The sequence below is a fragment of the Sphingomonas sp. GW821-FHT10F11 genome, from assembly GCF_058809095.1.
Map to the genome: position 1 here is coordinate 40,374 of NZ_JBXASH010000004.1, position 14,585 is coordinate 54,958.

The 14,585-nt window shown below is 68.3% G+C and carries 13 protein-coding genes; 1 reads left to right on the top strand and 12 read right to left on the bottom strand.

Translation table 11 applies throughout. The annotated features are described in order from the left end of the window. The first annotated feature begins 66 nt into the window (after positions 1-66). Positions 67-1,137 carry a LysR family transcriptional regulator gene (locus AC1RT8_RS13460; protein ID WP_493076167.1) on the top strand — a complete coding sequence of 357 codons (1,071 nt, stop codon included), beginning with the start codon at positions 67-69 and terminating at the stop codon, positions 1,135-1,137. A gap of 14 nt (positions 1,138-1,151) precedes the next feature. Here the strand turns inward: AC1RT8_RS13460 and guaD are convergent, their stop codons facing one another. The 12 genes from guaD to AC1RT8_RS13520 form a co-directional block, all read right to left on the bottom strand. Next, positions 1,152-2,432, bottom strand: coding sequence for a guanine deaminase (gene guaD / locus AC1RT8_RS13465; protein ID WP_493076168.1), 1,281 nt, complete (start codon positions 2,430-2,432; stop codon positions 1,152-1,154). After that, positions 2,429-3,382, bottom strand: coding sequence for a xanthine dehydrogenase accessory protein XdhC (gene xdhC / locus AC1RT8_RS13470; RefSeq protein WP_493076169.1), 954 nt, complete (start codon positions 3,380-3,382; stop codon positions 2,429-2,431). The genes guaD and xdhC overlap by 4 nt, the downstream gene beginning before the upstream one ends. Then, complete coding sequence (gene xdhB / locus AC1RT8_RS13475; protein WP_493076170.1) at positions 3,375-5,687, bottom strand: xanthine dehydrogenase molybdopterin binding subunit; 2,313 nt, start codon at positions 5,685-5,687, stop codon at positions 3,375-3,377. The genes xdhC and xdhB overlap by 8 nt, the downstream gene beginning before the upstream one ends. Then, positions 5,680-7,074: a xanthine dehydrogenase small subunit gene (xdhA, locus tag AC1RT8_RS13480; RefSeq protein WP_493076171.1), complete on the bottom strand. Its 1,395-nt coding sequence runs from the start codon at positions 7,072-7,074 to the stop codon at positions 5,680-5,682. Before xdhA ends, xdhB begins: the two co-directional genes overlap by 8 nt. Beyond that, positions 7,071-8,282 carry a urate hydroxylase PuuD gene (locus tag AC1RT8_RS13485; protein WP_493076172.1) on the bottom strand — a complete coding sequence of 404 codons (1,212 nt, stop codon included), beginning with the start codon at positions 8,280-8,282 and terminating at the stop codon, positions 7,071-7,073. The genes xdhA and AC1RT8_RS13485 overlap by 4 nt, the downstream gene beginning before the upstream one ends. A 4-nt stretch (positions 8,283-8,286) precedes the next feature. Further along, positions 8,287-8,622, bottom strand: coding sequence for a hydroxyisourate hydrolase (gene uraH / locus AC1RT8_RS13490; protein ID WP_493076173.1), 336 nt, complete (start codon positions 8,620-8,622; stop codon positions 8,287-8,289). Continuing rightward, positions 8,619-9,098: a 2-oxo-4-hydroxy-4-carboxy-5-ureidoimidazoline decarboxylase gene (gene uraD, locus AC1RT8_RS13495; RefSeq protein WP_493076175.1), complete on the bottom strand. Its 480-nt coding sequence runs from the start codon at positions 9,096-9,098 to the stop codon at positions 8,619-8,621. The genes uraH and uraD overlap by 4 nt, the downstream gene beginning before the upstream one ends. After that, a complete protein-coding gene (gene hpxZ / locus AC1RT8_RS13500) occupies positions 9,095-9,475 on the bottom strand; it encodes an oxalurate catabolism protein HpxZ (RefSeq protein ID WP_493076176.1) in 381 nt (126 codons plus the stop codon). Before hpxZ ends, uraD begins: the two co-directional genes overlap by 4 nt. Then, the gene (gene puuE / locus AC1RT8_RS13505; RefSeq protein WP_493076177.1) at positions 9,472-10,356 is read right to left on the bottom strand and encodes an allantoinase PuuE; all 885 of its coding nucleotides are present in this window, start codon (positions 10,354-10,356) and stop codon (positions 9,472-9,474) included. The genes hpxZ and puuE overlap by 4 nt, the downstream gene beginning before the upstream one ends. Positions 10,357-10,483: 127 nt before the next feature. Then, the gene (locus AC1RT8_RS13510) at positions 10,484-11,662 is read right to left on the bottom strand and encodes a pyridoxal-phosphate-dependent aminotransferase family protein (RefSeq protein WP_493076522.1); all 1,179 of its coding nucleotides are present in this window, start codon (positions 11,660-11,662) and stop codon (positions 10,484-10,486) included. Between the two features lie 44 nt (positions 11,663-11,706). Next, positions 11,707-12,993, bottom strand: coding sequence for an allantoate amidohydrolase (locus AC1RT8_RS13515; RefSeq protein WP_493076178.1), 1,287 nt, complete (start codon positions 12,991-12,993; stop codon positions 11,707-11,709). Further along, positions 12,987-14,567 carry a gamma-glutamyltransferase family protein gene (locus AC1RT8_RS13520; RefSeq protein WP_493076179.1) on the bottom strand — a complete coding sequence of 527 codons (1,581 nt, stop codon included), beginning with the start codon at positions 14,565-14,567 and terminating at the stop codon, positions 12,987-12,989. Before AC1RT8_RS13520 ends, AC1RT8_RS13515 begins: the two co-directional genes overlap by 7 nt. Positions 14,568-14,585 lie beyond the last annotated feature (18 nt).

The window sequence follows — 14,585 nt, forward strand, 5'->3', positions numbered from 1 at the left end:
CGTTTGTGCGGCTCTGCTCGCATTTTCCTGCTCCCACTGTTAAGGTTAAGCCCGGACAGGAGTGTAATGGCGAGCAAGCAACCGGCCGCGATCCAAAATCCAGACCATGGTGTTCCCCGGTGGAACGCCACGCATGTCCGCACGCTCGTCCGGGATCTGGACTGGGACGATCTTCGCGCGCTCCTGCTTGTCACCGAACATCATAGTTTTCGCGCTGCGGCAGACAGTTCCCGCCTGTCCCTCAATACTCTGCGCCGCCGAATCGAGCGGCTCGAGGACCGGATCGGCACCAAGCTGCTTGGTAGGTCGAGAAGCGGGGTCGTGCCCACCGATATCGGACTGATGCTTGCCCGCGCCGCGCGCGAGATGGCCGGTGCCGCCCTGTCCGCAGAGAGCGAGGGCGAGGGCGAGGCCAATGTCCTGATCAATCCGGGCGAGCTGACGATCGGCTGCACCGAGGGGCTGGGCAGCCTGTGGCTGACGCCGCGCCTCAACGAACTGTCGCCCGCGCTGTCGAATCTCACCGTGTCGCTTCAGCTCGACTACGACGTCGCGCGCGATCGCAGCGACGTGGTCGATGTCGGCGTCGCCTTCAGCGAGCCGCACCGGCGCGACCTCGTCCGCGCCAAGCTCGCGACGATCCATTACATGCTGTTCGCGTCCGAGGCCTATATCCGCCGCAACGGCGCGATGACCTCGCTCGACCAGTTCCGCGAGCATCAGTTCGTCGAGCAGAGCGGACCGGGTCTCAACCCCGGGCTGATCAAATATCTGGTCGGGTCGGACTGGCCGGACGGGTTCATGCCGATCCGGTCGAACTCGGCGCTGTCGGTCTATTGGGCGGTGGTCAACGGCGCGGGCATCGCCGCGCTGCCGACCTATGCCCGGGCGGTGTCGAAACATCTGATCCCGCTTGACGTGCCGCTGCCGCTCAGGTTCGACCTCTGGTATTATTTCCATGCCGAGGCGCGGCATTCGCCCGCGGTGCGGGCGACGATCGACTGGCTGAAGACGGCGTTCGATCCGGACCTCTATCCCTGGTTCGCCGACCAGTTCGTCCATCCGCGCGATTTCGAGAAGAACCGCACCGGCAAGGTGGTGCGGCTGTTCGAGGGACTGCTCGACCCAAGGAAATAATCAGGCGCAAGCAATCAGGGCCGCGTCCAGGCGCAGCGGCCGGCGAGATAGGTACGGGCGATCGCCCGGTCGTCGCCCAATATCTGCAGCGCGAACAGCTTCTCCGCCAGGCTAGCCCCGGCGGTGCGCCGCGCGAGCAGGGGGGTGGCGGCGGGATCGAGCAGGACGAAATCGGCCTCCTGGCCGGGCTGCAACCCGCCGATCCGGTCAGCCAGGCCAAGCGCCCGGGCACCGCCTGCCGTGGCGAGATGGAGCGCGCGGAACGGATCGAGGGCGGCCCCGCGCATCTGCCCCACCTTGTACGCCTCGCCAAGGGTCGCGAGCAGCGAGAAGCTGGTTCCCGCGCCGACATCGGTGCCGACCCCGACCGTCACGCCGTGGCGATCAGCGCCGGCCAGATCGAACAGGCCCGAGCCGAGGAACAGATTGCTGGTCGGGCAGAAGGCGATGCTCGATCCCGCCGCGCCCATCCGGGCGAGGGCGCGGTCCTCCAGATGGACGCAGTGCGCGAACACCGACCGCGGGCCGACCAGGCCGAAGCGATCATAGACATGGAGATAGTCCTGCGCGGTCGGGAAGCGACCGGCGACGGCGGCGATCTCGCCCGGATTCTCGGCGAGATGGGTGTGCATCAGCACATCGGGATGCGCCGCGACAAGATCGCCAGCGCCGGCAAGCTGCGCGTCCGAGGAGGTGAGCGCGAAACGCGGCGTCACCGCATAACCGAGCCGCCCGCGCCCGCGCCACCGCGCGATCAGCGCCTCGCTGTCCGCGCGGCCGGTCTCGACCGAGTCGCGCAGGGTCTGCGGCCCAAGATCCATCAGCACCTTGCCCGACACGATCCGCATGTTCCGCCCGAGCGCCGCCTCGAACAGCGCATCGACCGACTGGGCATGGACGGTGGCGAAGACCAGCGCGCTGGTGGTGCCGTTCCTCAACAGCTCGTCGAGGAAGAAACCGGCGACCGCATCGGCATGGCCGCGATCGGCGAACGCGGCCTCGGCCGGGAATATATGGCGGTCGAGCCATTCGAGCAGCTGCCCGCCATAGGCGGCGATGCTGTCGGTCTGCGGATAATGGATATGCGTATCGACAAAGCCTGGGACGACCAGCCCGGACAGGCGTTCGACCGGCACGCCAGGGAAACGCGGCGCGAGATCGGCGTGAGTGCCGAATGCGACGACGATGCCGTCCTCCACCACTATCAGCCCATCGACGTGGTGGCGAATGGTGCCACCTTGCGCCGGGTCCTCGGGGACGCTCAGCAGCTCGGCGCGGTAAGCTTGGGCAGTCATGCGGCGTGCCTGGTGAGCGAGAGGATCTGGGCAAGCGCGGCGATGGCGATCACCGCGGGCTCCTTGCCGGTCACGCCGGGCAGGCCGATCGGGCAGGTGAGACGCGCCGGGTCCACCCCGTCCGCGGCGAGGCGCGAAAGGAAACGGGCGCGCTTGGTGGCTGAGCCGATCAGGCCGACATAACCCGCTTCGCCTGCAAGCGCGGCCGCGGTGAGGCGATAGTCGAGGCCGTGGTCATGGGTGACGATCAGGATCGCCGCATCGGCTGGGGCGGTGCGGGCGCAGTCGACCATTGCAGCTTCCTCGGCCTGCATCACGCCGGGATAGTCGGCGGCTTCCTCGCGGCTGTCGAACCAGGCGAGGTGGAGCGGGAGGCCCGGCGTGCGATCGGCGATGGCACGGCCGACATGACCTGCGCCGAGGAGGATCAGGGGGGAGCCGGTATTCTCGATAGGTTCGATTAGTTCGGTTCCGGCTTCGGGAAGCACACCTCTAGCCACAATGCTTCCCCGGCGAAGGCCGGGGCCCAGTATCGGGCCGGTCGTAACCGGGCCCCGGCCTTCGCCGGGGAAGGGGGTACGGGTGATGGCGTCGGTTTCGAGCCTCGTGACGATCTCTCCTTCTTCGAGGGCCTCCATCCACCCGCAATCCGGGCCGAGCCGCTCGATCAGCAGCCTGACCCGCCCGCCACAACATTGGCCGAGCAGCGGCCCCAGCGGATAATCCTGCACCCGCCAGCTTCCCGGCGGCAGCGCCAGGATCGCCCGCGCCTGTTCCGTCACGCGCCATTCGAGCGCGCCGCCGCCGATCGTGCCGTGGAGCCCGTCCGCCGTCACCACCATGCGGGCGCCAGGGCCGCGCGGGGCGGAGCCTTCGGTCGCGAGGATCGTCACCAGCGCCACCGGGCCCTGCGCCAGCGCCGCGCGCGCCGCATCGACCCACTCAGCCATCGCGGCCCCGCAGGCGATCGATCGCGGCGAGGATGCGTTCGGGCGTCGCCGGCGCATCGAGATCGGGCAGGCCCTTGCCGGGAACGACCGCCGCGACCGCCTGGGTCAATGCGGAAAAGACCGAAATCGCCAGCATGAAAGGCGGCTCGCCGACCGCCTTGGAGCGGTGGATGGTCGGCTCGGCATTGCGCCCGCGCTCCCATAGCCGGATGTCCATGCGGCGGGGCCGGTCGCTGGCGGTCGGGATCTTGTAGGTCGACGGGGCATGAGTCAGCAGGCGGCCGCGATCATCGTACACCAGCTCCTCGGTGGTCAGCCACCCCATGCCCTGGACGAAGCCGCCCTCGACCTGACCGAGATCGATCGCCGGATTGAGCGAGTGCCCGACATCGTGGAGGATATCGACCGCCAGCACCTTGTGCTCGCCGGTGAGGGTATCGATCACCACCTCGGACAGGGCGGCGCCATAGGCGAAATAAAGGAAAGGCCGGCCGCGATGCGCGGTCCGGTCGTACGCGATGTTGGGCGTGGCGTAGAAGCCGGTCGAGGACAGCGAGATGCGGCCGAGATGCGCCAGCCGGCAAAGCGTGTCGAACGGCACGATCTCGCCACCCGCGACGACGCCGTCGCGGGTGAAGCGCACATCCTCCGCCGATCCGCCGAACTTACCCGCCGCGAACCCGGCGAGCCGGGCGCGGATCGTCTCCGCCGCGTTAAACGCCGCCATGCCGTTGAGGTCGGCGCCCGACGACGCCGCGGTGGCGGAAGTGTTGGGCACCTTGTCGGTGCGGGTCGCGGAGATGCGCACGCGGCCGACCGGTACCGCGAAGACATCGGCGACGACCTGGGCCACCTTGACCATCAGGCCCTGCCCCATCTCGGTGCCGCCATGGTTCAGATGGATCGAGCCGTCGGCATAGACATGCACCAGCGCGCCGGCCTGGTTGAGATGGGTGGTGGTGAAGCTGATGCCGAACTTCACCGGCGTAAGGGCAAGGCCTTTCTTCAACACCTTGTGGCTGGCGTTGAACGCCTCGACCGCGGCGCGGCGAGCAAGGTAGTCGGTCCCTGTCGCCAGTTCGGCGATCAGCTCGGGTGCGACATTGTCCTCGACCCTCATGTGGTAGGGCGTGATGTCGCGGCCGGGCGCGTAGAGGTTGATCCGGCGAACGCCAAGCGGGTCGAGCCCGCGCGCGGCGGCGATCGCGTCCATCACCCGCTCGATCGCCATCATGCCCTGCGGCCCGCCGAACCCGCGAAAGGCGGTGTTGGAGACCGTGTGGGTCTTCAAGCGGTGGCTGACGATCTCGACCGCCGGCAGCCAGTAGCAATTATCGGCATGGAACATCGCCCGGTCGTTGATCGCCGGCGACAGATCGGCGGTAGCGCCGCAGCGCGAGGCGAGTTCCAGGCGAATGCCCTCGATCCGCCCCTCATCGTCGAAGCCGACATCATAGCCGACCTCGAACTCATGGCGCTTGCCGGTCATGACCATGTCGTCGTCGCGGTCGGCACGGATCTTCGCCGGGCGGCCGGTCGTCGCGGCGACCAGCGCGCAGGCGACGGCATAGGCGGCGGCCTGGGTCTCCTTGCCGCCGAACGCGCCGCCCATGCGGCGGACCTCGACGGTGACATCGGCATGGCTGCGCGCCAGCACCTTGGCGATCAGGTGCTGCACCTCGCTCGGATGCTGGGTGGAGGAGAGGACATGGACCTGCCCGCCCTCACCCGGCGTGGCGAGCGCCGCCTGGCCCTCGAGATAGAAATGCTCCTGCCCGCCCATCTCCAGCCGCCCCGACAGGCGGTGCGGCGCGGCGGCGAGCGCGGTGTCGGCATCGCCGCGCGCCATGCGCTGGCTGGGTTCGATCACCGATCCGGCGGCATGGGCCTGACCGATGGCGACGAGGGCAGGAAGCGGTTCGATGACGGCCTTGCCGAGGCGCGCGGCGCGACGGGCGGCGCCCGTGCCGGTCGCCGCGACGACGAACAGGGGCTGACCGGGATAGAGGATCTCCTCCTCGGCGAAGAGCTTGTCGTCGCCCGCGACCGGACTGACATCGTTCTTCCCGGGGATGTCGGCGGCGGTGAGCACCGCGACCACGCCGGGTGCGGCGCGAACCGCATCGAGATCGAGCGAGACGAGCCGACCATGCCCCTCGACGGCCAGCCCGAAGGCGAGGTGCAGGGTGCCGGGAGCCTCGGGCATGTCGTCGACATAGAGCGCGCGACCGGCGACATGCGCCTCGGCGCTGTCGTGATGCAGCGGCTGGTTGACCGCGCCGGGAAGGCGTTCCGCGTCAGCCATCGGCCAGCACGCTGGTGATCTCGCCCGACTGCTCGGCCCAGAGGCGGCGCAGCAGATTGGCCGCGACGATGAGGCGATAGGCACTTGAGCCCCGCGCATCGGTGAGCGGGATATAGTCGCGGGCGAGCGCCTGTGCTGCGGCTTCGATCGTCGTTTCGGACCAGGGCTGGCCGATCAGGGCAGCCTCGCAGGCGGCGGCGCGCGCGGGGGTGCCGGCCATGCCGCCAAAGGCGATGCGGGCGGCGGTCACCCGACCCTGCTCGACCGTGATGGCGAAGGCGCCGCACACCGCCGAGATGTCGCTGTCGAAGCGTTTCGACAGCTTGGCGATGCGGATGATCGTATCGGCCGAGGGATGCGGGATCTGCACGCTGTCGACGAACTCGTCGGGTGCACGATCCTGCACGCCGTAGCGGAGGAAGAAGCTTTCCAGCGGGATCGTCCGCCGTATATCGCCGCGGCGGAGAGTCAGGGTCGCGCCGAGGGCGATCAGCGCCGGCGGCATATCGCCGATCGGAGAACCGTTGGCGATATTGCCGCCGATCGTGCCCGAATTGCGCACCTGCAGCCCGCCGATCCGCCGCACCAGCTCGCCCAGATCGGGGTGAAGCCGGGCCAGCGCCGCCCTCGCTTCGGTATAGCGAACGCCTGCGCCGAGGGTCAGGCCGTCTCCGTCCTCGGCGATCGTGCGCAGATCGGCGATGTCGCCAATGAAGATCACCGTGCCGAGATCGCGATATTGCTTGGTCACCCATAGCCCGACATCGGTCGCCCCGGCGACGATCCGCGCGCCGGGATGGGCGACCAACAGCGCGGCCAGTTCATCGGCGGTGCGCGGCGCGAACCAGTCGATGCCCGAACCCTGGCGCGCGATTGCGCGCAGCAGTGCCGCGACATCTTCATCGTCGGCCTCGCCTGGTGGCACCGCTTCGCCCGCATCGAGGATCGGGCCATAGCCGGTGCAGCGGCAGAGATTGCCCGCGATGACGTCCGCGACCGGCTCGTCCAACGTTCCGGCCGCGCCGATGCTGCGGCCATAGAGCGACATGACGAAGCCCGGCGTGCAGAAGCCGCATTGCGAGCCATGCCGGTCGACCATCTCGCGCTGCACCGGATGAAGCGCGCCGTCAGCCGACAGGCTCTCGACCGTGCGCAGCGCCTTGCCGTCGAGCATCGGCACGAACAGGATACACGCATTGACCGCGCGCCACGCCACGGCATCTCCATTCAGCTCGCCGAGCAGCACGGTGCACGCGCCGCAATCCCCCTCGGCGCAGCCCTCCTTGGTGCCGGTGCGGCGTAGCGTGTAGCGTAGCAGGTCCAGCACGCTGGCGGTGGCTGCGGCTTCGACTTCCATGACCGCGCCGTCGAGGACGAAGCGAATCATCGCGGCGCGCCCGCCGCGATCCAGGTGCCGAGCTTCTGGCGCTCGGCCTTGGTCATGCCGGAGGCATTGCCGAGCGGCATGACCTCGGCATCGACCGCGACCTTCTGGATCCGCGCCGACAGGGCGCGGACATGGCCATAGCTATCCATCACCACGCCGAGCGGCGGCACGGTGAAGGCCGGATTGGTCGGGTGCTGGCTGTGGCAGGCCACGCAATGCTTCGCCAGGATCGGCTCGATATCGGCAAAAACGGGGTTTCGGACCGGCGCCGGCTGAGCGCCCGCAACGGATGTCGTCGCCGACACCGCCACGCTCTTCTCCAGCGAGACATAGGTCACGCTGGCGAGCGCGAGGAACGCCGCCAGGACCATGGTCGGGCCCGTCGCCTGTCCGCGATGCCGCAGGTTGAACACATGACGGACAGCCACGCCGGTCAACCCCAGCAACGCAAGCACCAGCCAGGGCCGCTCGGCGCCATAAGTCATCGGATAATGATGGCTCATCATGATGAACAGCACGGGCAGGGTCATGTAGTTGTTGTGCAGCGACCGCTGCTTGGCCGCCTTGCCCAGCGCCGGATCGGGCGTGCGCCCGGCGATCAGGTCGGCGACCACCTTGCGCTGGTTGGGGATGATGACGAAGAACACATTGCCCACCATCGCGGTGCCGATCATCGCCCCGATATGCATGTACGCCGCCCGCGCGTTGAACACCCGGTCGAGCAATATGGCCGCGACCAGCAGAAAGGCGAACCAGACGATGCCGAGCAGCCGGTTGTTCGCGCCCAGCGCCGAGCGGCACAGCAGGTCGTAGAACAGCCAGCCGACCGCCAGCGCCGCGAGGCCGATGGCGATCGCTTCGGCGGGGCTGAGCGCCGCCTTGGCCGGATCGATCAGATAGCTCCCGGCGCCGACATAATAGACCAGCACCAGCAGCGAGAAGCCGCTGATCCAGGTGAAATAGGCCTCCCATTTGAACCAGTGCAGGCGATCGGGCATCTGGCTCGGCGCGACCTGATATTTCTGGTTGTGATAGAAGCCGCCGCCATGGACCGACCAGAGCTCGCCCGAGGCATCGCCGCTGGCGGGAGGCGTCAAATGATTGTCGAGCCACACGAAGTAGAAGGACGAACCGATCCAGGCGATGCCCGCCGTCAGATGCAGCCATCTGATCGCCAGGTTGAGCCATTCGGCGAAATCGATCGTCATTGTCTCAACTGCCCCGGTAGGTGGAATAGCCATAGGGCGAGACGAGCAGCGGCACATGATAATGCCCGCCGTCAGCCGCGATGCCGAAATCGACCACCACCTCATCGAGGAAGGGCGGGTCGGGCAGCGCGACGCCAAGGCCGCGGAAATACGCCGCCACCGAAAAGCGGATCGCGTAGCGCCCGGCCTTGAGGTCGTCGCGCATCAAATCCGGGCACCGGCCATCGGCATTGGTCGTACCCCGCGCAATCTCGCCATGCGGGCCGGTCAGCGCCACGGCCAGGCCGGCGGCGGGCCGGCCATGCATGGTGTCGAGCACATGGGTGGAAAGACTGTTCATGCCATGTCCTTCAGCCGGAGCCGCACGATCTTGCCGATCTCGGCGATGGCGGTCGCGATCTCGGTGTCGCGGTCGTTGCCCAGCCGTTCCCCCATCGCCGCGAGGATACCGGCCTTGTCGGTCAGCCGCACGCAGATGATGAAGGGGAAGCCGAAGCGCGCGCCATAGGCCGTATTGAGGGCGTGGAAGCGATCATATTCCTCGGGGGTCAGCCGGTCGAGCCCGGCCGAGGCCTGTTCGGCGGCGGATTCGGCGGTGAGCGTCCGGTCGATCGCCGCCTTGCCGGCCAGTTCGGGATGCGCCCGGATCAGCTTGAGCTGCTCCTCGGGAGTCGCCTCATGGACCACCGCCATCAGCCCGGCATGGACGTCGCCGAGCGGCAGGCGCGCCGCGGCGCGCATCACCACCCAGGGGCTGTGCTCGAACAGCCCGCCATAGCGGCGGATGAACGCGTCGGGATCGGTCTCGTCGATCATGACGTCGTCCCCTCGATCGAGACATGCGCGGAGACGATCTTCCAGCCATCGGCGAACTTCACCCAGGCCTGGCTCTGCCGGCCGCGCCTCTCGCTGCCCTCGCGGAAGAATTCGGCATTGGCGGTGGCGAAGCTGTCGCCATAGCTGGTGATCGCAACGCGGCCGAGCAGGCGCTGCGGCGAACCGCCCCGGCCCTTGCGGAATGCCCGGATTTCGTCCGCGCCGTACAGCACTTCGCCGACGCCGTAGCGGATGGTGGTGGGGGCATCGGCGAACAGCCGGTCCATCGCCGAGATGTCGTCAGCCATCAGCGCGCGCTCATAATCGTGGAACGCGGCGGCCACCTCGGCCAGGACCTGGGGATCGTCGACGATCATGCCGGGTGCAGCTCGAGCCAGTGGCGCGCGATGTCGATGCGGCGCGCGACCCAGGCATCGCCGCTCTCCAGCACATGATCGAGGAACTGCGCCACCGCGATGGCGCGGCCGGGCCGGCCGGCGATGCGCCCGTGCAGGCCGACCGACATCATCCGCCCGCCTTCGGCCCGTAGCTGCTCATATGTGTCGACGAGGTAGCGGAAGAACTGCACCCCTTCCGTGAAGCCGTTGAGCGCAACCATCTTCATGTCGTTGGCGTCGAGCGAATAGGGGACGATCAGCTGCGCCTTGCCGTGCCTGCGGTCGTAATAGGGCAGGTCGTCGGCATAGCTGTCGGCATCGTAGAGGAAGCCGCCCTCCTCGGCGACCAGCCGGGCGGTGTTGGGCGACGTGCGGCCCTGGTACCAGCCGAGCGGACGCACCCCGGTAAGGCGGGCGTGGAGGTCGATCGCCTTGGCGATGTGGTCGCGCTCGATCTCTTCGGGGACGGATTGATAGTCGATCCATCTGAGCCCATGGCTTGCGACTTCCCAATCAGCTTCGAGCATTGCGTCGACCGCCGCGGGGTTCATCTCCAACGCCGATGCGACGCCGAACACGGTGATCGGGATCCGGCGTTCGGTGAAGAGGCGGTGGAGCCGCCAGAAGCCGGCTCTCGAACCATATTCGTAGAGGCTTTCCATCGCCATGGCGCGCGCCGGATGGCTCTGCGCGCCGACCATGTCGGAGAGGAAGGCTTCGGAGCCCTTGTCGCCGTTGAGGACGCTGTTCTCGCCGCCTTCCTCGTAATTGAGCACGATCTGGACGGCGACGCGGGCGTTGTTGGGCCAGCGCGGGTTGGGGGGCGTGGGGCCGTAGCCGATGAGGTCGCGCGCGCTCAAAAGCCCCTCCCCTTCAGGGGAGGGGTTGGGGTGGGGGACTCTCCCCAAGCATCACGATTGTATTGGTCGGACTGCCCCACCCCCAACCCCTCCCCTGAAGGGGAGGGGCTTAAGAAAAGTGTCGCCCTCACCGCCAAACCTCCAGCGCCGCATCGACCCCAGCACCCGGCGGCGTCGCAAACCCCTCGGCGCGCAACACCGCCTCCAGCGCCCCGAGCGTGAGCGCCACCTTATGCTTCATGGCGTTGTAGCCCATCGCCCCGATGCGCCAGATCTTCCCCTGGAGCGGCCCGAAGGCCGCACCGATCTCTATCTCGAAATCCTCGCGCATACGGCGGCGCACCGCTTCGCCATCCACGCCCTCCGGCACGACAATGCCGGTGACGTTGGCCATACGATGGGCGTCGTCGCCGAACACCGTCAGGCCCATCGCCCGAGCGCCCGCCACCACCGAGGCGCCGGCCAGGCGGTGCCTCTCGAACCGCGCCTCGAGCCCCTCGCCCAGCGCCACCCGCGCGCATTCGCGGGCGCCGTAGAGCATCGTGGTCGCCTCGGTATGATGGTTGAGGCGCTTCTCGCTCCAATAATCCATGACCATGGCGAGATCGAAATAATTGGAGCCGATCCGCGCGCCCGAGCCATTGGCGATATCGTCGCGGACGATGCCCTTTTCGACATGGCGGCGCGACGCGATGTGCTCGGCGGCGCGGTCCGAGATGGTGATCGGGGCCGACCCCGAAGGCCCGCCCAGGCATTTCTGCAGGCCGCCGGTGACGACATCGACGCCCCAGGCGTCCGCCTCGATCGGCATGCCGCCGATCGTCGCGGTCGCATCGACATAGGACAGCGCACCCGCCGCACGGCACAAGGCGCCGAGGCCCGCCAGCGGCTGCGCCATCGTCGTGGAGGTATCGCCGTGCACGGCTGCGACGACCTTCGGCCCGGTCCGTTCGATCGCGGCGGCGATCGCCTCCATCGGCACCACCTCGCCCCAGGGCGCGTCGACCGTCTCGATCGTGCCGCCGATCCGTTCGACGATCTCGCGCAGCAGCAGCCCGAAGCGCCCGAAATTGACGATCAGCACAATGTCGCCCGGGGCGATCAGGCTGACCAGCGCCGCCTCGATCGCGGCGCGCGCGGTGCCGTCGACCAGGAAGGTCCAGTGGTTCTCCGTCCCGAAGATCGGGCGGTAGAGCGCCATGACCTGGTTCATATAGGCCGTCATCTCGGGGTCGAACTGGCCAAGCAGATCGGCCGACATCGCGCGCAGCACTCGGGGATGGGCATTGACCGGGCCCGGCCCCATCAGCAGCCGCTGCGGCGGATCGATCTCTCCGAAATAATCTGGCGTCAAAAACTGTCTCCGAGCCGTTCGATGAAGCCGAGCATCACCCGCCGCGCGATCTCCGCGTCAGCCGGGTCCACCTTCTCGGCGGGGTTGTGGCTGATGCCGCCCGCGCACCGGACGAACAGCATAGCGGTCGGGCAGAGCGACGCCATCACCATCGCATCATGCCCCGCGCCGCTGGCGAGGCGGCGTTCGGGCTGGCCCTCTGCCGTCATGGCGTCGGACAGCAGGTCCATCAGTTTCGAGTCGCAGGGGCTGGGAGGCAGATCATGGACTCGCTCGGCCGAGACGGTCACTTTGCGCCAGGCGCCGATCGCCCTGATCTCGGCGAGGATCGATTCCGCGACGGCATCGCGTGCCGCCGGATCGAGCGCGCGGATGTCGATCGAGAAGGCGACATGGCCGGGGATGACATTGACCGCCCCGGGCCTGACCTCGAGCCGGCCGACTGTCGCGACCAGATCCGAGGTTCCGCCGCCGGCGAGCCGCTCGACCGCCAGCACCATTTCCGCTGCCGCCGTCAGCGCGTCGCGGCGCAGGGTCATGGAGGTGGTACCAGCGTGGCCCGCCATGCCTTCGACCATGACGTTGTAGCGCAGTTGTGATGCGATGCCGGTAACCACACCCACCGCGAGGCCGTCCGCCTCGAGCGTCGGGCCCTGTTCGATATGCGCCTCGAGATAGGCGATGACGGAGCCGGGCGAGCGAGCGGCCCTACCCATTCCGTTCGTGTCGAGCGAAGTCGAGACACAGGTTTCTCGACTTCGCTCGAAACGAACGGGTGAGGTGTAGGCAGTCAGCGCCTCCAAAATCGATACGCCATCGTTGTCCGGTACGATGAGCGCCTGCGGATCGAAGCTGCCGGCCACCGCCCGGCTGGTCAGCATCGGCGACGGGAAGCGCGAGCCTTCCTCGTCTCCGAACGCGATCACTTCGATCGCGAAAGGCAGGCGTTTGCCCGCCGCGTGGAGCGTCGCGACGCATTCGATTCCGAGCATCACGCCGAGCGGCCCGTCATAGCGGCCGGCATCGCGGACGCTGTCGAGATGGCTGCCGATCAGCAGCGACGGGGCGTCAGGTGTCGCGCCCTCATAGCGACCGATGACATTGGTCGCGGCATCGATGCGGACCGCCATGCCCGCCTCGACCATCCATCCGGCGACCGCCTCCTGCGCAGCCGCGAAGGCTGGCGTCAGCCACGCGCGGAACAGGCCGTTCTCCATATCGCTGTACGGCGCGACGCCCAGCGTATCGCAGCGTTGCACTGCGCGAAGGCCGCTGCTCACCACGCCGCCACCTGGCCGTCGCTGCGCGGATCGGTTGCGCCCTCCAGCACGCCGTCGGCATGGCGCACGATTGCGCCGGCATGGCCCATGGTCGCGGTGAAGGCGGGCATCAGCTCGATCTGATGCCCCGCCGCGTCGAGATCCTCGTACAGGTCGAGCGCGAAGCGGTCCTCGATCTTGAGCGTGGTGCTGTTATCGCCCCAGGTCCGTCCGAGCAGCCAGCGCGGGCGGCTGATCGCCTCCTGCAGGCCGATGCCGTAGCGGGCATAGCGCGTGAAGATCGCCGCCTGGGTCTGGGGCTGCCCCTCCCCGCCCATCGTGCCGTACGCCATCACCCGCCCGTCATCGAAGCGGGCCAGTGCAGGGTTGAGCGTGTGGAAAGGTTTCCGGCCCGGCCGCAGCGCGTTCCAGCCATGCTCGGCAAGGCGGAAGCTGCTGCCGCGATTCTGCCAGGTGATGCCGGTCTGGGGCAGGACCAGACCCGATCCGAACTCGAAATAGGTGCTCTGGATAGCACTGACGACGCGCCCCTCGGCATCCGCTGCGCCGAACCAGCACGTGTCGCCCGCCGAGGGCGGCTGCGGCCAGGGCAGAGCGCGGTTGAGGTCGATGCGCATCGCCATCTCGTCGAGCTCGCGCGGGTCGTCGAGCAGCATCTGCGGGTCGAAGGTCATATAGGCGGGATCGCCGAGATGCCGGTCGCGGAACAGGAACGCCTGTTTGGTCGCCTCGACCAGGCCGTGGACAAAATCGAACCCCTCGGCCTCGGCGGCATGGACCCGGTCGAAGAGAGCGAGGATCAGCAGCGACGCAGCGCCTTGAGTCGGCGGCGCGGTGTTGAATAGCCGCGCGCCTTCAATCGGCACGCTGAGCGGCGCTGGCCGGGTGGCATTGTGGGCGGCGAGATCGGCCGCGGAAACAGGGCTGCCGAGCCGGGCGAGATCAACGGCGATCGATCGCGCGAGGGCGCCTTCGTAGAAGCTGCGCAGCCCGTCGCGCGCCAGCACCGTCAGGGTCCCGGCAAGCTGGGGCTGGCGCAGTATCTCGCCCTCGACCAGCGGCCGGCCCTCGGACTCGAAGGTGGTTGCCCAGGCGCCGGGCTGGCCGCGCAGCTCGGCGCCCTTGGCCGCGGCGATCTCCGCCCCGCCGCGCGTCACCGCGACGCCGGATTCCGCATGATGGATCGCATCACGCAGCAGGCGCTCGAGCGGCAGGGTGCCGCCGCTCGATTCAAGCGCGGCCGCCCAGCCGGAGATCGTGCCCGCCACGGTGTTGGCGGCGAGCGGTCCGCGCCAGGGGATCGTCTCATGCTCTTCATAGAGGCCGAGATTGGCGGTCGTCGCCGCCCCGCCGCATGCATCGATCGCATGAGTCCGGCCATCGGGCTCGGCGATCAGCCAGAAGCCGTCGCCCCCGATGCCGGTCATGTGCGGATAGACCACCGCAAGGCACGCCGCGACCGCGACCGCCGCCTCGACCGCATTGCCGCCATCCTGCAGCACCCCGAGCCCGGCCTGTGCCGCCAGATGATGGGGCGCGGTCACCATGCCGCGCAGGCTTCGCACTTCGTTACGCATCACAATAAGAACATGAAC